This window comes from Paenibacillus riograndensis SBR5 (genome assembly GCF_000981585.1).
GTDB lineage: Bacteria > Bacillota > Bacilli > Paenibacillales > Paenibacillaceae > Paenibacillus_AQ > Paenibacillus_AQ riograndensis.
The window spans coordinates 5788030-5812931 of record NZ_LN831776.1 but is presented as its reverse complement, the minus strand read 5'-3'; the positions used below and the strand labels follow the sequence as shown (position 1 = coordinate 5812931).

The window sequence follows — 24902 nt, the reverse complement described above, 5'->3', positions numbered from 1 at the left end:
TTAGATGAAATCCCGATGAGGTAACAGTTACCCTCTATTTTTTCAAATATTTTGAATAATTACAAATTATTGATGTGATTTTGCACGGCTGCATTGTCCAGTAAACGCCATGCAGCCGTGTGGTGATCCTTAATATTCATACCAGCCGATGGAAGCGGCTTTCCGGTTCAGGCCGTGATGAATCATTGCTTGCGGTATTCGTTGGCGCTCGTTCCCGTGTATTCTTTGAATTTTTTGTAGAACCAGTCTAATTCCATATAACCGACGGCGTCCGCAATCTCATAGATTTTCATTTCGGTGGTTTCCAGCAGCAGCTTCGCCTTCTCCATGCGCCGCAGCAGCCTGGCGGTATGTGCAGGAATATAGGGGCTATTGGGGGATTCAAGCTTCCATTTAACGGTTTCCAGGCTTGTAGCCAGTTCTTCCGGGTCCACAGGATCCTTTGAATAATCGGCACTGAACTTTCGCTGCGGATTTGCTCGCAGATCCTCATACCAGGCAAATGGGCGCCTCTAATGTTAAGGAGAACCAGTGAAATGCTCTCCTGGCGGATCATCTTGAGAAGATCGGACGTATAATTGGCATGCAAATGTATACTGAAATCCGTAATCAGAGCATCCGCCATATACGAAGCGATCTCCCTCAGAGGGCTGTTTCGCTCAATACACAAGATTCTGTACAACATGAAAACCGTTTGCGGAGTTGACACAATACATCTTGTTTCTTACCGATGTTCATTGCACCTGCCAAATCTAAGAATAAAGACAAAAAGGCCCAAGTTGATCTTGGACATTTTTGCTGCTGCAACTTGCTTATTTGTCTTTCCAGCGCTGAACGCTGATTGAAACGGTAGGAGCTCCAGCTGTTGTAGTCAATGAACGGTTTGCGATATCGCTTCCGTTGCTGTTTACTTCCACCGTTGCCCAGGAACCTCTGGTGATTTTGTATTGAATATTCGTACCGGCGGCAACGTTCAACTTGATGCTGTAGGTACCGTCAGCGTTTCGAGTCAGCTTATAATTGGCATCTGCGGTATTCCAGCCCGTAAGATTCGAAGTGAGATACAGATCCTCGTTTGCCGGTGTGTTAGCAGGAACTGAGATTACAATGGTAACACCGTCAGGATGCGGGAAGCCAGATGTAATTTTACCATTAATGAATGTTGATACGCCGGCCAAGAACTTATAATTAGCGCCTCCGTTGTTATCCCACATACCTGAACCGTTATTAAAGGCAGCTGTCAACCCGGTTGCGCTGCCCAAAGTGATGGTGGATTTACTGTAGCCGTTGTACTCGGAATCCGCCATCGCTACGCCTGGAGCGGTCGTCCACTTTTCCCCATCAGGCTGATAATGAATGTATGGGGTAGCAAATCCTTTCCGGTAATAAATTGTAGCAGTATTGCTGGCCTTGGCGATAACGGTTATCGTGTTGCTTGCTGAGGATTCATTTCCGGAATGATCCACCGCTTTAACCATAAAGGTATATGAAGATCCGGTTGTAAGTCCGTTTACCTTATAGTTGGTTGACTGTGTAGTACTGATTTTGATGCCATTAGAATAGATATTATATCCGGCAACCCCTAGATTGTCCGTTGATGCAGACCAGGATAATGTGACGGTGGTATCCGTAGTGTTTGTGGCTGTAAGATCACCCGGTGCCGTCGGCTGACTTTTATCCAGGGAAACTTGATATTCGTTCCACAAGGTGTCTACGTCAGTTCCGGTAATTTGCTGGAACACAGCCGGTGTCCAGGTTTGGCCGTCAAACGGATTTAAGCTCGCGTTCAGCTCACGCAGAAATCCGGTATGCTTCTTCTCATCGATCCAGCGAAAAAAGTTGCCGCTCGTTCCGTAGCCGTCATGCCAGGTGCCTCCCGGTGTCATGCTGTACCGGTCATGGTAGCCATTCTCAAAACGTACCGCATCGGCCATCCCTTCGATCATATAGCCGATATCCGGCGTACCTCGATCATCGAACTGGTACACATGTGTGAGTTCATGATATAAGATACCTAGAATCTCCTGACGGAGCGGTTTCCCGGAATCTGCATAACTTTTAAGATAGCGGGAGCTTATCGTGAGATCCGCATCTGTCGGACCTCCGCTAACACTTGCTACACCATCATAATTACCGATAGTTACATGCAGAGTTCTCGGACGAATCGGTACATCAGCCGGACTTGCGTATAGCGTATTGCAAACTTGACGAATGACGGCTAGGATATCGCTCTGCGGATCCGGAATGGCTTGATCAAATAAGTAGCCGTTGGTCGTATCCAAATTGTGCATGTCGATAATAGGCGCAACAGTATGCCATGCGTCATCTGGACGACTGAACGCAACATCCCCGATTTGAAGTGTGTCGCCGGAATGATTGTACAATTCAAAGCGGTAATAACGATACGCCTTTTGATTCGTCGGCAGCACATAGTGGTTGCGCTGGTGCCGATAACGGAAATCTTCGCTGTTTCTGGAGTCGATCGTAATCCAATTCACATTGTCGGTAGAAGCTTTCAAATCCCATATTTTCGGGTCGCTGTCCGGAGCACTGTTTGCAGCGCTAAACGCATAACCGTCGATGACGATCTGTTGTCCGAAATCAAATTGAAGCCATCCGCTGCTTTGCGGAGTCAGCCAATTTGAATTGCTGGTACCGTCAAAAGCATTGGCTTTGCCATGATCAGGGAGGGTTTCGCCACTTGCTGAAATGAGTGGATTCGGCTTTGCATAGGTTTCCTGCGATCCGTCGAACAACTCAATTTCCGACAGCTGCACAATAGTCCCGCTTAGGCATTGGAAATTGAATCGGTAATACTTGTAAGCAGTCGTGTTGCTAAATGAATAGGATTTCGATTGAAACCGGTAGGAAAAGTTCTCATTCTGCCGGCTGTCAACAGCGGTCCAAATCACGCCGTCGTTGGAAGCCTCCAATGTCCAGCCTTGAGGATCCCGCTCGGGGTGATCGTTAGCAGATGTAATCTTGTAAGAATTCAGAGCATATGTGGATTGGCCTGGGAATTCGTACTGAATCCAAGCTGTTGGCGAAAACACCAGCCATTTTGAGAAATAATTTCGATCCGACGCATTTTCTTTGGTTTCCGCGTCAGGACTCGACGTATCGCTTACAGTGATAGTGCCGATTGGAGCTAAGTTACGCGGATAGGAGGTATCCGCAGCGCGAGCAGGTATAGAAAAAAAGCTGGCGAAAAAAACAATTGTCAATAGAAACAGGGACAGCAGTATGGTTTGCTTTTTCAACATAATCTCTCTCCTCGTATATATCGTAATTGTAAGATCTTTTCGTTCTTTTTCCAGCTGATCCGGGCAGCTAAACAGGAACGGATTGAATTTCCATCACTCATGTTCTAACCTTTGGTTGCGCCGCCGCATACGTTCCGGGAAGTAGCATCCCATCAATTGTCGGACGCTTGCAGATGAGTGCTAATGACGAGGCTGAAGTCGGTGGTTTCCACGGGCACCCAGGTCCGGGTTTTGCTTGATTCTCTAAACAACGGGTGGTGATTCTATGTCACCAATGATGATTGGAATAGACGTAAGCTTATGCTCTCACCATGTGCATTTTATGGATAATTTCGCATATTCAACTACTTGACATGCTCGTATAGATGCAAAAAACTTATTATTTGTCAATGCCCCCCTTCTTTGTTTGGACCAATTGGTCATATTTTTTCCTTTGCAAACGCCCGCTAAATATATTGGGAGCTCACTCAGAGCAATGGCATGATTTCCATTCAGTCCGAGAATCCCCAAACTGTGGATACGAAATAAAAGCCCTTTCACTCTGCTGCTTTCCTCTGATTCAATTATTAGGTGGTTCAAACGTTTGCATTAATGAAAGAATATCACGGAATAAATGGGAATCATAGTCACTAAACGTATTTTTGTATAATAGCTCATAATATTCCATTATTCGACACGAAATAACCTATGTATTCGACAGGATTATCTATTTAACCATAGGTTGAACAAGCTCCACATATAAAGTCTGCAGAAGTTGTTCGGCAAAGTTTCGTTGAAGCACAGTGGGGGAATTTGATATCTTTTTTACGCAAAATGCAACAAATGTCGATATGAAAGCAACGTCACGCTATAGATTCAAAGAGTCGTGTATGATTAAATACGAAATGAACATCGGCCGCTGTTCTTGCACCTACTCTTTGGGTAACACGAAAGGACGAATCTTTGTATGAACAAACAACTGCTTGGTTTGAAGCCTCCAATGGGTTGGAATTCATGGAACACCTTTACCTGGGATATTAATGAGCAGTTAATCCGGGAAGCGGCAGATTCCATTGCTGCTGAAGGATACAAGGATGCGGGGTATGAGTACATTGTTATTGATGACTGCTGGAGCCTGAAGGAAAGGGACGGGGACGGCAGGCTGGCCCATGATCCAACCAAATTTCCGAATGGGATGAAGGCGCTTGCAGATTATATTCATTCCAAGGGATTGAAATTCGGGATGTATTCTTGTGTGGGGACACATACGTGCGCCGGGTATCCGGGGAGCTTTGAACATGAATTTCAGGATGCGGCCTCACTGGCTGAATGGGGCGTCGATTTTTTAAAGTATGATTACTGCTTTAAGCCCAGACATATGTCGGGAGAGCTGCTGTACAAACGTATGAGCCTGGCGCTGAAAAACTGCGGCAGAGACATTCTGTTCTCGGCATGCAATTGGGGAGAGGACAATGTATATCATTGGATTCGTGAATCCGGCGCGCATATGTACCGGTCCACAGGGGATATTCAAGATAACTGGGATTCCATCAAAAGCCTGGCTTTATCGCAGCTTGATAAAGCATGCTATACAGGAGCCTATTGCCATAATGATCTGGATATGCTGGTTGTCGGCATGTATGGGGGCAGTAACAGCGATTTTATCGGAAGCCAAATCGGCGGTTGCAGTGATGTGGAGTACAAGACCCATTTTTCTTTATGGAGCATGATGGGATCTCCGCTTATGATTGGCAGCGACATCCGTAAAGCCAGCCAGGCTACCAGGGATATTCTGATGAACCCGGATTTGATTGCCATTAATCAGGATGTGGAAGGACGCGGGGCTTATCGTATCAAGCCGGAGCCACAGTGGTTTCATACGGATGATGTGTTTATGCTGGTAAAAGTGTTAACGGACGGAGACCTTGCGATAGGGTTCTTCAATCTGAGTGATGGCCAGAGGGAAATGTCGCTGCAATTCTGGGATATGGGACTTCCCTATGCTTCCGGCAAATCGCTGTCACTGTATGACTGCTGGGAGCATAAAGAAATCGGTGTATTCAGAGAAAGATATGCTCCTGTAGTTCCGGCTCACGATTGTCTGATTGTGCGGGCCAAGCTGGTCTAAGGAAGAGCATGAACATGAATAGAACATGCCGACAATGCGGAGTTCCCCTGATGACGGACGATGTGGCAATTTACCTGAAGCTTGTTACACGGGGTGCGCAGGACTTCCTGTGTATAGGCTGTCTTGGGGAACAACTGAAATGCGGCCGCGAGCCTATTGAGCAATTGATCCAATATTTCCGCAAATCCGGGAATTGTGTGCTGTTTCGTTAAGTCGCCGTACTTCCGGCGTTGAATGCTTTTTTATATTCCGACGGGGTATACGAGGTTGCTTTTTTGAATACTTTTGAAAAATACATCGGGTCCTGATAGCCAACCGAGTAGGCTAACGATTTCACAGACAACTGGGAAGTTGTCAACAATTCGCAGGCACGCTGAATCCTGAAATCGGTTAGGTAGCCGGAAATGGATGTGCCGGTTGCCTCTTTGAACAGCCGGAACAAATAGCTGCGCTCAATCTTCACATATTCGACTACGTCCAGAACGGATAAGGAAGCCTTCCAAAAGTTGCTTTCAATATATTCCCTTGCTGATAATACGTAGTCTTTTTTGCGAAAAGCTTTGTTACTGGGGTAGTGCTCCATGTAGTATGACAATAAAAGATGTAGCCCTGCATCCGAACGCTCTCTTTCGAACGGCTCCAGTCCACCGGTTGTGACCATATGAAACAATGGCTTGAAATCTTGCGGAGATGCCTTCACAACCGGGGAATCGGGCGCAAAATCAATCATCGACAAGAGGCGTGCGGTCTCAGCACCGTTATTGAATTCAATCCAAAAATACTCCCAAGGATCCTGCGGATCAGGATAATAATACACTTCCCTATGTGGAAAAATAATGAAGCTTTCGCCTGTTTCCACAGGAAAGGTTGTATGGCCTGTCTTCAAATAGCCCTTTCCGCTTACAATATAATGCAGGGCATACACATCGCGGACACCCGGGCCCCATTTATGTAAATTTGGCGGTTTATAGCCATGGGCTTTACAAATTGATTTCATAGGCTGGACCGTATCCTTTGCATCAAGCTCATATTTTTACCGCAGAGCTGCGTCAATGCTCTCTAGCTGCAAACATCCCAATTATAACACTATCATCTATTAAATAAAGCCAATTGGAGGAGTTAAAGAATGACGACTGCCAGGAAACACGATTCAGTCACATATAATAATCCAATTATGCCTGGTTTTTATCCGGACCCGTCAGTATGCCGGGTCGGGGGAGACTATTATTTGGTGACATCGACCTTTGCCTATTTTCCGGGTGTGCCGATTTTTCATAGCCGTGATCTTGTGAATTGGAAGCAGATCGGCAATGTGCTGGACCGCCCTTCACAATTGAACTTACAGGGAGCCGGGCACTCCCAGGGGATTTTTGCTCCAACGATACGTTATCATGAGGGCAAGTTCTATATGATAACGACTAATGTCACCCATGGGGGGAATTTCGTTGTTACCGCAACCGATCCTGCCGGGCCATGGTCGGAACCTCATTTTATTCAAGGCGCGGTTGGGATTGACCCCACGATTTTCTTTGATGATGACGGGAGGGCATATTATTTGGGTACAAGGCCCAACTCAACTGGAGTACGCTACGACGGCAACTGGGAAGTATGGATTCAGGAACTGGACTTGGAGACCATGGAGCTTGCAGGTGAGAGCTATGTACTTTGGAGAGGCGCCATGGTGGATGTGATTTGGCCGGAAGGGCCGCATTTGTACAAGAAAGATGGCATCTATTATTTAATGATTGCTGAGGGAGGAACAGGACTCAATCACGCAGTGACCGTTGCACGCAGCCAGAAGCTGACTGAAGGCTATGCCGGGAACCCGAACAACCCGATCATTACGCACCGCCATCTGGGCAAGCATTATCCGATTATTAATGTGGGGCATGCCGATCTGGTTCAGGCTGAAGACGGTCAATGGTTTATGGTGATGCTCGCTTCACGTCCTTACGGGGGCGGCTATAGTAATTTGGGGCGGGAGACGTTCCTTGCTTCAGTGACCTGGGAGGATGGATGGCCTGTAGTCAATGAGGGCCGGGGAATTCTGGAGGAGCAGGGGGTTATGGGGCTGACGCCGGTTCCGGTGGAGCCGCAATTGCGCTGCGACCATTTTGACAGTGACAAGCTGGCACTGAAATGGATGTTCTTAAGAAATCCGCAGGCGGATTTGTATTCATTGACAGAACGCAAAGGATATTTGCGGTTGAAGCTAAAGCCTCAAACGTTCAAGGATCAGGATAACCTCAGCTTTGTCTGTTTGCGGCAACAGCATTTTGATTATACGGCTGCCGCTGTGATGGAGTTTGAAGCGCGCAGCATCCATGAAGCGGCAGGGCTTGCTGTCATTCAAAATGATAAGTTTCATATCCGGTTCGAGCGCGTATTGCACGACGGCAGGCAAGCCCTGCGTGTGGTGACCTGCGTCAATGGCGGGGAGACGAACGTTGCGCAGACAGATGTTGAGGCTCAGCGATTGTATCTAAAGATGGCTGCGAGAGGCCAGGAGCTGAGCTTCTATTACAGTACCGATGGAGATCAATATCATCTGGTTGCGGAACATGTGGATACGAGCAGTTTAAGTACCGAGGCGGCAGGCGGATTTGTAGGCTGCTGCATAGGAATGTATTGTACGGGTAACGGTACGGCCACTGATAATGTTGCGGATTTTGATTGGTTTGAATATGGTGCATATTAAAGCATCTATCCAAGTGCATTGAACTAGATGGATTTCCGGTATTCCACCGGAGTCATGCCAGAGAAGTTACGGAAGAGTTTTATGAAATAGCTGACATTATCATATGCTAACTGCTCTGCTATTTCCACTATTGTGCTGTTAGTTTGATTCAACAGATCCTGGGCACGCTCCATTTTTAGTTTGGTAACATACTCAATAAAGGTGAGACCTGTCTCGACTTTAAATAACCGGCTAAAATGGGTCGGGTTCAGGCCCAGACGTCTGGCCATTTCATCCATTCCGACCTTCTCGCCAATATGGTTCATCACATAACGTTTTGCTTCGGCCACTTCCTTTCTGACATTTTGTTTCCATATGGATCTCAGCATCAATATTTTGTCTTTTAAAAATTCTTCGAGCCATTCCATTAATTGGTCCAGCGTTTCGAACTCCCGTATAGAGCGCTGATGTCTTTCACTATTGAAATTGTTAACAAAGTTTTGCATCACTATATATTTTAATTCCAGCTCCATAACCATTTTGAGTAACCAGCTTTTTACGCTTTCTACCGGGTATTTCATGGCTCCGATATCATTTTTGATATCCGCGACAGCAGCAGAAACCCGGGAGCTATCCTCATTCTGGATACAGTCTCTTAGCTGCTGAAGGATTTCAGAGTAGTGAATAAACAGGTCTTCGTTGGTCGTCTTAACGGGTTCCAGCTTCATAATGGCTCCCTCAGCAGTATAAAAGCGCAGCGCATGGGAATCCAGTAACGCCAGAATCTGTTTCTTTATTTCGATAAGGCTTGGAGTGGCATCGCCGTAAAAAAATGAAATACCCATACGCAAGTGCAGCTTCGACATCTTTTGTACATGCAGGAATTTATTCCTGAAATCCTCATAGAGGTTTCGGATGAGAATGCGCGGAAAGGGTATGAATAGTATGAACTGCCGTTCTGTTAAAGCGAATTGGATGATTCCGTCAATCTCCAGAAATTCCTGTAACACATTATCCATTACAAACTGCATGTTCACGATCCCGCCAAAACGTCTTTCCAGTTCATAGGAGCGATCCGGGATTGCCAGCACAGGCAGGTATGGAATACCTTTTTGCAGCCGTATCCCCATAACCTCGGCTTGTCCGAACCACTCTGCTTCATCCCAGACCGGCTGCTCCACGAACATGCGGATGTACCTCGTCCGGATAGCGGAGTGATTTTGACTGACCAGCTTCTGCATCTGGAGGTAATTATTTTTGGATATCATTTTAACCTCTAAACGGGAGACCGCCTCAGTCAATACAGAAATCACTTGATCGATTTGCAGGTTTTCCTTCAATATATATTCGGCAACATTCAATTTCACCGCTTTTTGGGCATATTCAAATTCCCCGTGGCAGGACAAAATAATAGTCTGAAGCTGGGGATTCACTTCCCGGGCCTTCTGGATTAATTCCAATCCATCCATCGCCGGCATGCCGATATCGGTCAACAGAATATCAGGTTGATGCAGCAGGCAGGCTTCCCAGGCCTGTTTGCCATCAGAGCACGAAGCAGACAATTCAAGACCAAGAGTATCCCAAGGAATGGAGGCACATAAATATTCCAATACAGGAAAGTGATCGTCGGCCAATACTACTTTATATACCATTCAATTCACTCCTATTCGTTTAACAGGCAGTACTAATTGTACGGTTGTTCGGTGCCCATGAATGCTTTCGATGTCCATTTCAAAACGGTCCCCATAGATTAGCTTCAACCGCTGATAGACGTTAATCAATCCGATGCCTTGAAAAGGGGAGCTTCCATGGGTCCCGGCAATCTTCAAGGTATCTATCTCCGCATCCTTCTGTTTAATATGCTGCATTAACGCAGCCAGTGTATCCTCATCCATCCCGGTTCCGTTATCCTCCACTCTTATCTGAAGCATGGATTTAATCTTCTCGATAGAAATGATAATCCGGCCCCCGCCCTGTGCGAACCCATGCTTATAGGCATTCTCTATAATAGGCTGCAGAATAAATCGGGGAAGGGTTTCGAGCAGCAGGTCCATGTTCACGTTCACCAATGAGTCGGTGGGATATCTCATGGTAAATCTCATTAGCTCCATGTATTGCTTGGCGGACTCCAGCTCATAAGCGACGGATACAAATTCATCATGACTGGAAAAGGTGGATCTCAGCATGGATGATAGGGAACCGACAATAAAAGCATTTTCTTCATCCTGCTTCATCAGCAGCTTGAGCCGGATCGAGCTTAGGACGTTAAACAGAAAATGCGGATTAATCTGAGCCTGCAGCATGGCAATCTCCGCCTGGCGTTTTAATTCCTGCTCCGTTTCCACCTGTTCAAGCATGAGCTGTACACGGTCAAGCATTTTATCAAAAGAGAAGCCCAAGCTGCCCATTTCATCTGTTCCCCGAATGTTGGAGCGCACCATCATATCCCCTGATTCCACTCGGCGGGCAACCTTTCCAAGAACATGCACAGGCCTGGTGAACCTTCTCAAAAGGTAAGTTAAAGCAAATAAAAAGCTGATGGCAAAGACAGCTTGAAGTAGGATGCCTGTCCGGTTGATTCCGTTCAACCTTTCCGTCAATTGTTCATATGGAGCTACGCTGACCAGCCTCCATTTTGCGTATTTAAGCGGCAGTGAGAGCAGGAGCTGATTCTCATCCTTAAATTCTACAATGTCAGGGAAGACCAGCTCATCTATAGGCAAAAGAGTGTTGAAATTTGAACCAATCAGGGCCTGGTTCCGGTTAGAAAGAATGGTCTCCGTTTCATCCAGCAAATAAACATCTTCCTCCATAGAAGCGAAACGCTCCCGGATGGAAGCCTCACTGCGGCTCACAATAAGGTAAGCATACGGAGCCGTCGCCGTTCCCTCTCTTAAAGCCCGTGCAGTCATGAATACAAACGGTTTGTCAGACTCGGATGAAGACAGGTAATTCGCTTCCGCCCCCAAAAATAAAGTCCCGTACGGCGAGAGCCGCTCCAATGTTGAAAACCAGCTTTTCTCAATAAATTGGCGCGGATTAAAGTCATAGAAGGAATAATCGGAATAAGCATGTCCATCCTTGCCCAGAAGAGTGATGCGCAAATCCGCAGTCTCGCCAGCCACCTGCTCAAGCCGGCTGGTCAGGGTTCTCGCGGCAACCGGGTTTGTTTTGGCCTCTTCCAGCAAGGTTTTAATCTCCGGATCGAAATGGACAAAGTTCGAGACCGACACCATCTCTTCCAGGATAACATTGATTTGGGACTGGACAATCGTTAAAGATTGCGTGGCTTTTTCCAATGAATGCTCCCGGATAATGAGCTTGGAATAAGCATTGGTAATATAGAGCATTCCGATCGTTGGTATAACCAGACATGCGATAGACGTCAGTATTAGTTTTTGCCGGAAGGATAAGTGGTTTAATCTATATTTTTCTTTCATTCATATCCCCTCCAGTAATAGACTTCTCATGATTATGGTACTTTATTACGGAGCAAACCTCATCCAACAATTTTTTCATTTCAGAAAAAATAATGTTATACAAACTTTTCGGTATAGAAAAATTCGTTGCATGTGCGGGGAAAGGAGCACTCTTATAATGAAGATACAAAAATAAATGAGGTGGAAAAATGGAGGTTATTCCTACAGAGGGGACGGTTAAGCGGTTCGGCAAGCCGGGAACCGGGAGAATGCGTAAGCAATCTTTTTACGACAACATTGCGGGGTATTTATTTATTTCACCCATGCTCATTCTAACCACAACCTTGGTGATCATTCCAATTCTCTTATCCGGTGTGATTAGTTTCTCAGATTGGAATTTTGTATCCGGGATTGAAGGGTTTCATTTTGTTGGAGTAGACAATTACACACGGCTGATGCAGGACGAATCTTTTCATCGTTCGTTGATCAACAACCTTATCATGATTGCCGTGGTACCGGTAGCCATGTTTCTGGCTTTGGTATTGGCTGCTTTGATAAATAAAGCCACGTATTTCAAAACGTTTTTCAAAGTGATTTATTTTATGCCCTTTATTTCGAGTTTTGTGGCCATTGCTTTATTGTGGAGAGTGCTGTATCACCCCAACAATGGTCCTATCAATGGATTTCTTAGGTCTATAGGTGTGGAGAACCCTCCCCTGTGGTTGGCAGATCCCAAGTTTGCTCTAATCTCGGTCATGATTATCATGGTGTGGACTTCGCTGGGCTTTAATATGGTTATTTATCTGGCGGGACTGCAAAATATTTCGCGGGATTTATATGAAGCGGCTGATGTGGACGGTGCAACACCGCTCAGACAATTCTTCAGAATTACCCTACCCTTGCTATCGCCTACCTCCTTTTTCCTGTTGATTACAGGGATTGTTGGATCCTTCAAAGTGTTTGATCTGATTATGGTGCTGACCAACGGTGGCCCGGCAGGTTCAACCTCAGTGATTGTATTTTATTTATACGAGGTTGCTTTTATTAACCTGGAGTCGGGTTACGCATCTGCTATGGGGATTATTCTGCTGATTCTCATCCTGCTGGTGACCTTGATTCAATGGGTCGGACAGAAGAAATGGGTCAATTACTAGGAGGTTTAGACATGCGCTCGATCAAGCTTAGCCGCGTTATTGTTACACTGTTCATGGGATTTGCAGGGATACTGTTTATTATGCCTTTCTTATGGATGCTCTCGGCCTCCTTTAAGCCCGAGCTTGAGGTTATGACGTATCCCATCCGGTGGATTCCGACGAAATGGAATATTGTTGAGAATTATAAGCAGGTATGGGCGGGAGCCGTACCGTTCACACTTTATTATTGGAATAGTATAAAGGTAACCTTGATGTCGACAGCGTTATCTTTGATAATTTCCGCTATGGCCGCCTACGGATTCTCAAAAATCATCTTTAAAGGACGGGATGTTCTATTCCTTCTTGTATTGGCAACCTTTATGATTCCAACGCAAGCCATTCTTGTTCCGCAATTTATTATGTACCGCTGGCTTGGACTGTTTGACAGTCATATCGGGCTTGTGCTGCTTGCCGCTTCAGGTGTACTGGGAACCTTCTTGCTCAGGCAGTTTTTCCTGGGAATCCATGATGAAATTATTGAATCAGCCCGGATTGATGCAGCGGGCCATTGGACAATCTTTAGCCGGATTGCCTTGCCTTTGGTGCAGCCTGCCCTTGCAACTTATATGATTCTCCGCTTTATATGGACCTGGAATGATTACCAGAACCCGCTGGTTTTTCTTCGCTCCGATTCTTTGTTTACCTTGCAGCTCGGGATCCGGAAGTTCGCTGATTTCAGCGGTGAATTCTACTCCTTAATGATGGCAGGTGCTGTTTCCGCCATTCTTCCTCTATTAATCATCTTTATTATTGGCCAGAAACAGGTGATTGAAGGAGTTGCTATGGGAAGTGTCAAAGGCTAGACCAAATATAATATTGGGGGGTTTTACAATGTTTAAGGCTAAACGGAATTTATTCATCATTGTACCGCTGTTAGCATTGCTGGTTAGCGGGTGCGGAACGCCTGATTCGGAAGAAAAGGCGGCTTCAACTACCGGGGAGAAAACGAATGAAGTGGTGACCATTAAGCTGAGCAACTGGTATGCGAAAAAAATGGATAATTGGGACGTTGTTATTGAGGAATTTGAAAAACAGCATCCGAATATTAAAGTAGAGTTTGCTTCCGCTGAAGATAACAACTCCAACGAGTTTTATAAGAAGCTTGATCTTGCAGTTGCCGGTGGCGATGATTTGGATGTGATCATGTTCAGCAACATGACGTATCTGTCCCAACGGGCGGAGCTTGGGATGATCGAACCGCTGGATGATTTTTTGGCGAAGGACGGAATTAATTTTGCCGATGAATATAATGCCGATACTAAAATCGATGGTAAGGTATATGGATTGCCCGGCAAATCCTCCCAGGGTCTTGTTTTTATCAATGAAAATCATTTGAAGGAAGCCGGACTGGAGCTGCCTAAAGACTGGACCTGGGATCAGTATATGGAGTATGCCAAAGCAATGACTACAACGGATGGCGGAAAAACCCGGTACGGCACCTATTTTCACAGCTGGATTCAATATGGTTATCTTGTGCAGAACTTTGGTCAGTCGGTTAACGCTAATCTGACAACAGATGATGGAAAGACAGCTAATATTGACAATCCTTACATCCGCAAGTCGCTGGAGCTTCGACTTCAGGGAGAAACTGAAGGGTCCGCGACACCGTATTCGGAGGTTGTCAGTCAGAAGCTGAATTACAGACCTCAATATTTCAATCAGGATACAAGCATGATAGTAACCGGCTCATTCCTTATTCCGGAAGCAGGAGGAACCGACACCATTCCGGCAAGCTTTAAGACCGTGTTTGCTCCGCTTCCAAAGCTGAATGCTGGTGATCCGATGTCTTCAAATGTCAGCGGAGATGTATTGACCGTATACAGCAAGTCTAAACATAAAGATGAGGCGTACACCTTTATCCGTTGGTTTTCTACCGAAGGGATCGTTCTGCAGGGGAAAAATATCCCGTCCTGGAAAAAAGCCAATCTGAATGATGTGATCGACCGGATCATTGCAGGCAGCAAGAATCCTGAAATGATTGATAAAGAATCCCTGCTGTATGTTCTGGAGAATACCACACCTACTCCTACAGCCGTAGCTGTACCTTATCACGCTGAGCTTGAGAAGGTATTCTTGGAGGAGTTTGATAAAATGATGCTTTCAAACCATGATATCGAAGCCACTATTCAGAATTCACAAGCAAAGATTCAGAAGATCATTGATTCTAAATCCTGATCCGTAACAGCTATATAGATAAGGAGTGCTGCCTGTGCTTTATCCAATAATGACTGAAACCCGCGGTTTATATGATCTTAACGGGGTGTGGAAATTCAAGCTGGATCAAGGTTTAGGATTTGAAGAGAAATGGTATGAATCTAATCTGAGAGATACGATTGCCATGGCGGTTCCTTCTGCCTATAATGATCTTGGCGTTAATCCGCAGATCCGCAATCATATCGGCTGGGTGTGGTACGAGCGGGAGCTGACTCTTCCACGGAATGCCATGAATGAACGTCTTGTACTTCGATTCGGATCGGCAACACATGCAGCAAAGGTATTCATTAACGGAAGCTTGGTGATGGAGCATTCCGGCGGCTTTCTTCCATTTGAAGCTGTGATTAATGACTTTATTCACACTGGAACGAACCGATTGACGGTTGCCGTCAATAATGTTGTGGATTACACGACATTGCCTGTAGGTCTTTACACAGAGATTGAAGTTCCCGGAGGGAAGAAAAAGCTGAAAAATCAGCCGAACTTCGATTTCTTTAACTTTGCAGGTCTGCAGCGGCCGGTGAAAATCTACTCAACGCCCCAAATCTTCGTTCAGGACGTTACTATCGTAACCGATTACAGCGGAGAGAATGGCATAGTCCGTTACAGCGTGGACATTAGCGCAGAAGCTGATATTCTGGTCACTGTACTGGATGAAGAGGGGAACGCTGTCTCTTCAGGTACAGGAAGATCCGGCACACTCGATATTCCCTGCGTCAGACTATGGCAGCCTTTGAACTCTTACTTGTATACCTTGAAGATTGAACTTCTGCAGTCTGGTCAAATGATAGATGTCTACAAGCAGCCGTTTGGCGTGCGGACGGTCGAAGTGAAGGACGGCCAATTCCTGATCAACAACAAACCGTTTTACTTCAAGGGCTACGGCAAACATGAAGATACTCCTTTTCATGGCAGAGGCCTGGATGAAGCAGCGAACATCATGGATTTCAATCTGATGAAATGGACCGGAGCGAACTCCTTCCGTACTGCGCATTATCCCTATGCAGAAGAAGTGATGCGTCTTGCGGACCGTGAAGGCTTTGTTGTCATCGATGAAACTCCGGCTGTAGGTCTGGATCTCAATTTTCTGGTGATGTTGTCGGGCATATCCCAAAAAGAAACCTGGAAAGAAGTACAAACCTTCGAACATCACCAGCAGGTCATCAGGGAACTTATTCATCGGGATAAGAACCATCCATGTGTAGTGATGTGGAATGTGGCCAATGAACCGGCCTCCTATGAAGATGGAGCTTATGAATACTTCAAGCCGCTGATTGAGCAAATGCGGGAAGAAGACCCGCAGCATCGTCCGGTTACCCTGGTGACACATATTGAGGCTTCACCTGCGAACGATAAAATTTCCGAACTAATCGATGTGCTCGCCTTCAATCGTTATTATGGGTGGTATGTAGATGGTGGAGATCTTGAATCGGCTAAAGGCAAGCTGCGGCTGGAACTTGAAAACTGGATCAAGCGTTGTCCAGGCAAGCCCATGATGATGACCGAATATGGAACAGATACTGTAGCCGGACTTCATGATGTGGAGCCGATTATGTTCACGGAAGAATATCAGGTGGCGTTCTATAAGGCAAATCATGAGATCTTCGACGAGTTTCCTGATTTTGTGGGCGAGCAGGTATGGAATTTCGCAGACTTTGCTACAAGCCAGGGGATTATCCGTGTACAGGGTAACAAAAAAGGAATCTTCACCCGGGACCGCAAGCCCAAAGCGGCGGCTCATGAGCTGCGCAAAAGATGGACGGCTATACCCGATTTTGGGTATAAGAAGAAACAATAAGCCTAATAAATACAACATAACGCCCGCTACGATGTTCAACTGGTGCTTTACGCAGCCATGCTCATCGTTGGCGGGCTTTTTAGAATTATAGTTGAGTTATCCCTGTTTATTTCCAGAGTGCCGCATTTCCGTGAGATTTTAAAACAAATCGTGCATCGCTCTCATATAAACTTCTATATATAATTGTTACTATAACGGTGTAGCAAGATAATACAGAATAAATTGGAGGGTTAAAGATGTTGAAATGGAAGCGTTCTCTTACAGTCTTGGCCATGACAGCCTTGCTGGGGACGATGACAGCATGCGGCGGCGGGAACAATAACAATGCAGAATCTTCTGCAGAACCTGCCGGCACGAATACTGCCGCAACGGCTGCACCAAGCAATGAACCGGTTAAGCTGCGCATTATGTGGTGGGGTTCCCAGCCGCGCCACGAGGCAACCCTGGCTGCGCTGGACTTGTACACAAAAAACAACCCGAATGTTACGTTTGAGCCGGAGTATTCCGGCATGGATGGATACCTGGACAAATTATCGACTCAAGCTGCGGCTAATAACGCACCGGATATCGTTCAGCTTGATCCGGGCTGGGTGCCGGACTGGATGTCCCGTAAGCAATTAACTGAGCTGGCACCTGAGGTGGATGTCAGCAAATTCGACTCCAAATTACTGGCCGGAGGTCAGCTTGACGGCAAGCAATATGCGGTACCTCTGGGTTCGGTAGCGTTCGGCATGGTGTATGACAAAGCCGCTATGGATAAGCTCGGGATTGCGAATCCGGCCAATGGCTGGACTTGGGATGACTTCTTCGCTTTGGCGAAGGAATCCAAAGCCAAACTGCCGAGCGGACAATATTTTACCCTGGATTATGCAGGCAACTACTTTATGTATTCGGCCTACCAATACGCCAAAGGTAAAGGTCAGGTTATCACGGATGATGGTCATTTCAACGTAGATCAGGCTGCCTACCTGGAATGGACCAAGAAATTTGAAGAGCTGCGCAAGGAAGGGCTGGTTCCTCCGGCGGACGTAAACGCATCTGACAAGGAAAATGATCCGCAAATGGACTTGCTGGCAGCGGGCAAAGTGTTGTTCCGGTACAGCTTCTCCAACAACCTGGGGACATGGGACAGTATTAAACCAGGCGCTTACGCACTTGTAACTATGCCGCGTGCGGAAGAAGCAGGCGGATGGTTGAAACCGTCGATGTACCTGTCTGTCTCCAAAAACTCCAAGCATGCCGAAGAAGCCAAAAAATTCATCAACTGGTTTGTGAATGATCAGGAGGCGGGCAAGATTCTGCAAACCTTCCGCGGCCTGCCGGCCAACAAGGAAATTTCCACTTCCCTGGAAGCAAGCATGAGCGATCTGGACAAGGTTGGATTAGAACTCCTCCGTGCCACGGAAAAGGATGGCCAGACCTGGTCTGCTGGAGCAGGAGGCTGGACGAACTTTATTGACAAGGACTGGGTGCTTGTCCGGGATCAGCTTAGCTTTGGAAAAGTCACACCCGAGAAAGCCTTTGAGCAGTTGAAAGAAGCCGCACAATCTTACGAAAAATAATTTGAGGGACGAAGCCCGGAACAAGCCTTGTTCCGGGCCTTGCATTTGATTTGGCATAAGGAGGATTTAATCATGAGTAATTCTGTGTTGTATCACCCCGGAGACGGGTATCTGGCCTGGCAGCAGTACCGCCGGAACAGGGCGGGGGCGAATGTTGATCAATATGCGGTGTACAAACATATTGTAGTTGATGCGCAGGAGGATGTTGTTATTCGTTCTGCCGTGAACGAGCTGTCTCAAGGCCTGGAGGAGATCACGGGCACCAAGGTGTCCGTATCAGGTAATGCTGAGAATAATCCCGGTATTATAATAGGAACTTTTGGAACCGGCACCGGTATAGATGAACTGTTCAATGAAGAGGTAAGCAGTGCGGTCAAAGCGGAAGGCTATGCGATTCAAACCGACAGCCTTACCGGCAATATTGCCATCGGAGCAGTCACATCCGCTGGTATATTGTATGGAGTATTTCACCTGCTGCGGATCATGGGAACAGGCGGCTCTGTACAGCATTTAAATATAGTGGAGAATCCCGTCAATCAGCTGCGCATGATTAACCAGTGGGACAATATGGATGGGAGTGTGGAGCGGGGATACGCCGGGGAATCTATTTTTTATGAAGCTAACCGGATCACAGGCAATCTTCAGCGTATCCAGGATTATGCCCGCCTGCTGGCCTCCTGCGGGATCAATGCCATCGCGATCAATAACGTGAATGTCCACCGGGTGGAGAGCCGGCTGTTAACGGAATTCCTGCCGGATGTGGCGAAGTTGGCAGCGATCTTCCGCGCCTATGCAATCAAGCTGTTCCTGAGCGTCAATTATGCCAGCACGATGGAGATCGGCGGCCTGCTATCGGCAGATCCGCTGGATTCAGACGTCCGGGAATGGTGGAAGGCCGCAGCGTCGGAACTATATGCTGTAATCCCTGATTTCGGAGGATTTCTGGTCAAGGCCGATTCGGAGAACCGGCCGGGGCCGTTCACCTATGGAAGAGATCACGCCGACGGCGCCAATATGCTGGCCGAAGCGCTGAAGCCGCATGGCGGGATCGTCATCTGGCGCTGCTTCGTGTATAACTGCAAGCAGGACTGGCGCGACCGAACTACGGACCGGGCGCGGGCGGCCTATGACCATTTCCAGCCGCTGGATGGACGTTTCATGGATAATGTCATCCTGCAGGTGAAGAATGGACCGATTGATTTTCAGGTTAGAGAACCCGTCTCGCCGCTGCTTGGAGCCATGCCGCAGACCAATCAAGTCATTGAATTTCAGATTGCCCAGGAGTATACCGGACAGCAACGCCATGTGTGTTATCTGGTCCCCCAGTGGAAGGAAATTCTAAACTTTGATACCCATCTCCAAGGTGAAGGAGCTACGGTCAAACGCATTGTGGATGGAAGTGTTCACGGCAATGCCTACAGCGGGTTTGCCGCCGTCTCCAATATTGGAAATGACACCAATTGGACGGGCCATCTGCTGGCCCAGGCGAATCTGTTCGGCTACGGCCGTCTGGCCTGGAATCCGGAGATGTCTGCCGAGAAGATTGCTCTGGAATGGATTATGCTCACCTTTGGCACCCATGAGCTGCTGGTTCAGACCATACTGGACATCCTGATGAACTCCTGGGAGATTTATGAATCGTATACAGCCCCGCTGGGCGTCGGGTTCATGGTCAATCCTGACCATCACTACGGCCCTAATGTGGATGGATATGAATATTCAATGTGGGGTACCTATCATTTTGCAGACTGTTATGGGATTGGTGTGGACCGTACCACAGCAACCGGGACCGGGTATACCTCCCAATATGCCCGTATCAACATGGAACTGTACGAGTCGCTTGAGAGCTGTCCGGATGAGCTGCTGCTCTTTTTCCACCATGTCCCGTATACCCATGTGCTCCATTCCGGCAAAACCGTGATTCAGCACATTTATGATACACATTTTGCCGGTGCGGAGCGGGCAAGCCAGCTGGCAGCGGCCTGGGAGCTGGTGAAGGACCAGGTGGGTGAACAGGCCTACCGGCAGGTAGCGGACCGCCTGGCAGAACAGGCCGGGCATGCTAAAGAGTGGCGGGACCGAATCAATACGTACTTTTTTCGGAAGAGCGGCATTGCCGATCAATGGGGAAGAACCATCTATTAATGCTTTGGAATGAAGAGGCGGTGAATACCGCTTCTTTTTGAAGGATTGGGCTCCCATCCGCAGACTGAAGCGGACCGAGGAGCCCTTATTTTGCCAAAAATCTTACTTTTTCAGCAGTTACGGACTCAGGAGCCGTTATATCGTTCGCTGGAGCCTGGAATCAAGGGGAAAGGGACAAATAAGGGCATCTCAGTCCGTTTACCTCTGGAATAGACGAATCTTGCTGCAATAACGACTTTCCTGTCCGTAACGGCTTTTTCCACTTAAAGAGTTTCCGTAGTACTGGGGGCGTCGTTCTCCAGGTAACGCTAGCTCCAAAACGGCCGCACTGTCCCGTGGAAGACGGCAAAGCCTTCTCCGCTTATCGTCGTATAGGAAATTACGCCATACCAAAAAAATGTGGACAACCTGGAAGTATAGCATAAATAAGAAGCTTAGGTTCCCCTTAGGGAGGGGGTATCCCGCGAATATCTTGCACGGAATACAACAAAGTGTGTCTTAAGCAGGCCGGATGGTTGAATATCTTGTACGTTATACAGCAATCTGCGTCCTAAGCACGCGAAATGGACAAAAATCCTGCGGATGGTACAACAATGTGGGTCTGACCGCAACAGATGGACGCTAATCCTGCATATTGTACAACAAATGCGGACTTCGTAACCTCCAAGACTTTACTCATCCGCCAAGATGATTTAGTTCCATATCAGAAAGTACATATTGGTTTTTTTATCGTTATATTTTGAAAGAATTCGAGCATTCCCCTCCTTTAGCGGGCGATGGGCGGATTATATACTTAAAGTATAAAAATTGACCACAAGAGGTGACCACAGATGAACCGTTCCACAGCCGCTATAGCCCAATCTGCTGCCAAGACGAAAAAAAGCTCATACTTTCGCAGCAGATGGAACGCTCCGCTTGCAGGCTATTTGTTTATTTCGCCTTGGCTGATCGGATTTCTGGCGCTTACGGCGTATCCGTTATTCTTATCCCTGTACTATTCATTCACAGACTACACCTTGCTGCAGCCAATGAAGTGGATCGGGACCCGCAATTATGAGCGTATTTTTACAGCGGACCCCAAATTCATCCAATCCGCCAAGGTAACCTTCATGTATGTGCTGGCTTCCGTACCCTTGAAGCTTATAGCCGCTCTCTTCGTTGCTATAATTCTTAGCAGGGCCGTAAAAGGAATAAGCTTTTACCGCACGGCAATTTATTTTCCGTCGCTGATCGGAGGGAGTATCGGGGTATCGCTGCTCTGGCGCAACATTTTTGGGGTAGACGGGATTTTTAACAAACTGATTGGCGTCTTTGGCTTTGAAGGGAAGGGCTGGATTACAAGTCCCGATACGGCGCTTAGCACGCTGATCCTGCTGACGGTCTGGCAATTCGGTTCCACCATGGTTATTTTTCTGGCGGGTCTGAAGCAGATTCCAAACGACCTGTACGAGGCATCATCTGTGGATGGGGCCAACAAAATCACGCAATTCTTCCGCATCACACTGCCGATGCTTTCACCCATTCTTTACTTCAACCTGATTATGGCCGTTATCGGCGCCTTCCAGATGTTCACTTCAGCCTTTGTGATCACGAACGGCGGGCCGATGAACTCTACTTATGTGTATGCGATGTACTTGTATGAAAGGGCATTCAGCCGTTATGAGCTGGGTTATGCTTCGGCACTGGCCTGGATTATGCTGGTCGCCATTATTGCTGCAACGGTTCTGATCTCTTACACCTCGAAGTATTGGGTATTCTATGAAACAGACACTGGAGGGAAAAAACGTAAATGACCACTCTAAAATGGAAGCCGGCGTTCCGTCATCTGTTCATGATTCTCTTCAGCCTCATTATGGTTTATCCGGTGCTCTGGTGGGTCGGTGCTTCACTGAAGCACAGCACTGAGCTGGGTTCGCCGTCGATTTTTCCGACTGCCCCGCAATGGAGCAACTTCACCAAAGGCTGGACATCGGTTCCCGGACACACGTTTACCGATTTCTATCTCAATACCTTCGGACTGGAATTCGCGGTAATCGTCGCAACGCTGCTATCCTGTACCCTGGTGGCCTTCGGTTTTGCGAGACTGGACTTTCCGCTCAAGAACTTCTGGTTCTCCATCCTGATGCTGACCCTGATGATGCCCGGACAAGTGCTGATCATCCCGCAATATGCGCTGTTCCATCAACTGGGCTGGGTGAATACGTACTTGCCGTTTATTGTTCCGCATTTGCTTGCTACCGGGGCAGGCGGCAGCTTCTTCGTCTTCCTGCTGATTCAATTTATCCGCGGCGTTCCAAGAGAGCTTGACGAATCGGCCAAAATTGACGGCTGCTCCTGGTTCGGTATCTTTTGGAGAGTCGTTATGCCGCTTGCCTTTCCGGCAATCGTTACCGTGACGATCTTCTGCTTCCTGTGGAACTGGGACGATTTCCTCGGCCATCTCCTGTACATCAACAGCGTGGACAAGTATACGGTCGGACTCGCGCTGCGCATGATCAATGACTCGCAATCTGCGGCGGAGTGGGGCCAATTGCTTGCCATGTCACTGGTATCTATACTTCCGGCAACCATCGTCTTCATGTTCCTTCAGAAGTATTTCGTTGAAGGGATTGCAACCACAGGAATTAAAGGATAAGATGTAAAAAAACATCGGTCCGTTAACGGTAAAGCTTCGAATACCCTTCGCAGCTTTACCGTTTATTGTGTCTGAGCGGGAGTATGAAGGAAGGTAGAGCAATTGATCAATCCTTTTAAAAAGTATAGAATCGACCGTCTGTTCTTTCATAGCTTTGCCATCGTCCTTATTGCCCTTATCGTTGTTACCGCATGGACAAGCTACAGCAATTCATCCAAGGCGCTCGTACAGACCACCTCCCATTACCAGCAGCAGCTGCTGGATGAGCTGAATAATGAAATTACGACCAAGCTGGTCATGATTGAGCAGATTTCCCTGTCCAGCTCCCGCGACAGCGAGCTTACGAATTTCCTCCTGAACCGGCAGGATGAATTTGAGAGGTACCGCAGACGTGCAGGTGTTGAAAGCGCACTCGCGAATTTGACCTATGCGATTCCGCTGATTCAAGGGATTGACCTGTATATGGATAACCCTATCCCGAGTGAACGGCAAAGCTATATCCAGTTCCGGAACCTTGCGGATCTTAACAAGCAGGTAGGGGCCGGGTGTCTGGAGAAAAGCGATTTTTGCTGGTCCAGGGAATATAATTTTCCCAGCGCGCAAGGTGAGGTTCCGGTGCTCAGCTTTTCCCGGAAAATCATAAGTGAGAATGACTATTTAGGTGTCCTGGTCGTCCACATCAAGGCCAACGAGATCCGGAAGCTGCTGACCGGAAACTCCGACGGATCTAACCGGATTATGGCGGACAGCGAAGGACAGCAGATTATGAAAATAGGCGATGCTATGGACCAGAGTGACTGGTCCCGGTGGATTGATCTCAAAAGCAATAAATCGGGTTATGTCCATATCCCGGCCACCGATGGCTCCCGCGATACGCTGCTTGTCTATTCCAGGATGGATAATTCCATCTGGACCCTGATCGAATTCACCTCCTGGAAGCAGATCACGGCAAGCAGCCTGAAGCTGGCGGAGTGGATCGGCCTGATCGGTATTGCTGCAGTGCTGCTGGTATTGCTCCTGACCCATTTTTTGAGCAAACAGTTTACCAAGCCGATCAAAAACCTTGTAACTGCGATGCGCATGTACTCTGTTGGAGGCGATAATGTGGAACTTCCCGTGGATTATGAGAATGAATTCGGTTATTTATTCTCCGGCTACCGCAAGCAGAATGAACGGATTGAGGAGCTGTATCTCTCGCTTGAACGCCGTTATGAACAGCAGCGGAAAGCTGAAATTGAGGCGCTTCAGGCCAATATCAATCCGCATTTTCTATATAATATGCTGGATCAGCTTAACTGGATGGCGATTGAGGCCGGGCAGGATGAGCTTAGCCGTATTCTGGAGCTGATGGGACGTATGTTCCGGATCGGCTTGTCCAACGGCAACAGCTTTATCACGATAGCAGATGAACTGCTGCATATAGAGTGTTATCTGGAAATCCAGCAGCTGCGCTGGGGAGAAGGGCTTGAATACAGGATTGAGGCAGCGCCTGAGCTTCAGGAGTTATACATTCCCAAGCTTACACTACAGCCGTTCGTGGAGAATTCCATCGTTCATGGCTTCAACAAGCAGCGCAGCGGCTATGTGTCTATCGTTATGGAGAGACTTGATGATGCGCTGCACATTGTCATTGATGATAACGGAGCCGGACTGAAGCAGCCCGGTCTCAACTCCCAACAACGCCATACAGGCGGCTATGGAATACGCAATGTGCGGGAGAGAGTCGCCGGGTATTTCGGGGAGAGTTACGGGATTACGCTTAAAGAACGTGAAGAGGGCGGAACAAGGGTGGAAATTATGCTGCCGCTGCTGACAGAACCTCCTTCCAGGAAGGACTGATCCTTATCATTCAGATGCAGTGCTGTAGATAAGATACGAAACGGTGTACG

General features: G+C 47.4%; 17 protein-coding genes. 12 read left to right on the top strand and 5 right to left on the bottom strand.

Features of this window, described 5'->3' with window-relative positions:
* Positions 1-182: 182 nt before the first annotated feature.
* Together PRIO_RS36990 and PRIO_RS34080 are read right to left on the bottom strand one after the other, a co-directional pair.
* A complete protein-coding gene (locus PRIO_RS36990; RefSeq protein WP_020428062.1) occupies positions 183-434 on the bottom strand; it encodes a helix-turn-helix domain-containing protein in 252 nt (83 codons plus the stop codon).
* 378 nt (positions 435-812) lie between these two features.
* A complete protein-coding gene (locus PRIO_RS34080; RefSeq protein ID WP_020428061.1) occupies positions 813-3263 on the bottom strand; it encodes a basic secretory protein-like protein in 2451 nt (816 codons plus the stop codon).
* Positions 3264-4209: 946 nt separating this feature from the next.
* Between PRIO_RS34080 and PRIO_RS24680 the strand changes: the two genes are divergently transcribed.
* Positions 4210-5370 (top strand): glycoside hydrolase family 27 protein, encoded by a 1161-nt coding sequence (locus PRIO_RS24680; RefSeq protein WP_020428060.1) that lies wholly within the window; start codon positions 4210-4212, stop codon positions 5368-5370.
* A 14-nt stretch (positions 5371-5384) separates the two neighbouring features.
* Positions 5385-5582 (top strand): hypothetical protein, encoded by a 198-nt coding sequence (locus PRIO_RS24675; RefSeq protein WP_197545486.1) that lies wholly within the window; start codon positions 5385-5387, stop codon positions 5580-5582.
* Here PRIO_RS24675 and PRIO_RS24670 read toward each other — a convergent pair.
* Complete coding sequence (locus tag PRIO_RS24670) at positions 5579-6367, bottom strand: AraC family transcriptional regulator (RefSeq protein ID WP_020428058.1); 789 nt, start codon at positions 6365-6367, stop codon at positions 5579-5581. The two genes, PRIO_RS24675 and PRIO_RS24670, sit on opposite strands and share 4 nt — an antisense overlap.
* A 129-nt stretch (positions 6368-6496) precedes the next feature.
* On the opposite strand from PRIO_RS24670, the gene PRIO_RS24665 reads away from it, so the two are divergent.
* Positions 6497-8068, top strand: a complete 1572-nt coding sequence (locus PRIO_RS24665) for a glycoside hydrolase family 43 protein (RefSeq protein ID WP_020428057.1) — start codon at positions 6497-6499, stop codon at positions 8066-8068.
* A gap of 23 nt (positions 8069-8091) precedes the next feature.
* On the opposite strand, the gene PRIO_RS24660 is transcribed toward PRIO_RS24665, so the two are convergent.
* Positions 8092-9699: a response regulator transcription factor gene (locus PRIO_RS24660; protein ID WP_046505151.1), complete on the bottom strand. Its 1608-nt coding sequence runs from the start codon at positions 9697-9699 to the stop codon at positions 8092-8094.
* Positions 9700-11487, bottom strand: coding sequence for a sensor histidine kinase (locus PRIO_RS24655; RefSeq protein ID WP_020428054.1), 1788 nt, complete (start codon positions 11485-11487; stop codon positions 9700-9702).
* Between the two features lie 188 nt (positions 11488-11675).
* Here PRIO_RS24655 and PRIO_RS24650 point away from each other — a divergent pair, with 188 nt between their 5' ends.
* The 9 genes from PRIO_RS24650 to PRIO_RS24610 all read left to right on the top strand — a co-directional run bounded on the left by PRIO_RS24650 (position 11676) and on the right by PRIO_RS24610 (position 24852).
* A complete protein-coding gene (locus tag PRIO_RS24650) occupies positions 11676-12620 on the top strand; it encodes a carbohydrate ABC transporter permease (protein ID WP_020428053.1) in 945 nt (314 codons plus the stop codon).
* 11 nt (positions 12621-12631) lie between these two features.
* On the top strand, positions 12632-13462 hold the full coding sequence (locus PRIO_RS24645) for a carbohydrate ABC transporter permease (protein ID WP_046505147.1): 831 nt from the start codon (positions 12632-12634) through the stop codon (positions 13460-13462).
* A 28-nt stretch (positions 13463-13490) separates the two neighbouring features.
* Complete coding sequence (locus tag PRIO_RS24640) at positions 13491-14834, top strand: ABC transporter substrate-binding protein (protein ID WP_020428051.1); 1344 nt, start codon at positions 13491-13493, stop codon at positions 14832-14834.
* Positions 14835-14868: 34 nt separating this feature from the next.
* Complete coding sequence (uidA, locus tag PRIO_RS24635) at positions 14869-16671, top strand: beta-glucuronidase (protein ID WP_039787780.1); 1803 nt, start codon at positions 14869-14871, stop codon at positions 16669-16671.
* Between the two features lie 236 nt (positions 16672-16907).
* A complete protein-coding gene (locus PRIO_RS24630) occupies positions 16908-18233 on the top strand; it encodes an ABC transporter substrate-binding protein (RefSeq protein ID WP_020428049.1) in 1326 nt (441 codons plus the stop codon).
* Positions 18234-18305: 72 nt separating this feature from the next.
* A complete protein-coding gene (locus tag PRIO_RS24625; RefSeq protein WP_020428048.1) occupies positions 18306-20378 on the top strand; it encodes an alpha-glucuronidase family glycosyl hydrolase in 2073 nt (690 codons plus the stop codon).
* Between the two features lie 830 nt (positions 20379-21208).
* Positions 21209-22171 (top strand): carbohydrate ABC transporter permease, encoded by a 963-nt coding sequence (locus PRIO_RS24620; RefSeq protein ID WP_039833200.1) that lies wholly within the window; start codon positions 21209-21211, stop codon positions 22169-22171.
* The gene (locus PRIO_RS24615; protein ID WP_020428046.1) at positions 22168-23013 is read left to right on the top strand and encodes a carbohydrate ABC transporter permease; all 846 of its coding nucleotides are present in this window, start codon (positions 22168-22170) and stop codon (positions 23011-23013) included. The genes PRIO_RS24620 and PRIO_RS24615 overlap by 4 nt, the downstream gene beginning before the upstream one ends.
* A 102-nt stretch (positions 23014-23115) precedes the next feature.
* Positions 23116-24852: a sensor histidine kinase gene (locus tag PRIO_RS24610; RefSeq protein ID WP_020428045.1), complete on the top strand. Its 1737-nt coding sequence runs from the start codon at positions 23116-23118 to the stop codon at positions 24850-24852.
* The last annotated feature ends 50 nt before the right edge of the window (positions 24853-24902 follow it).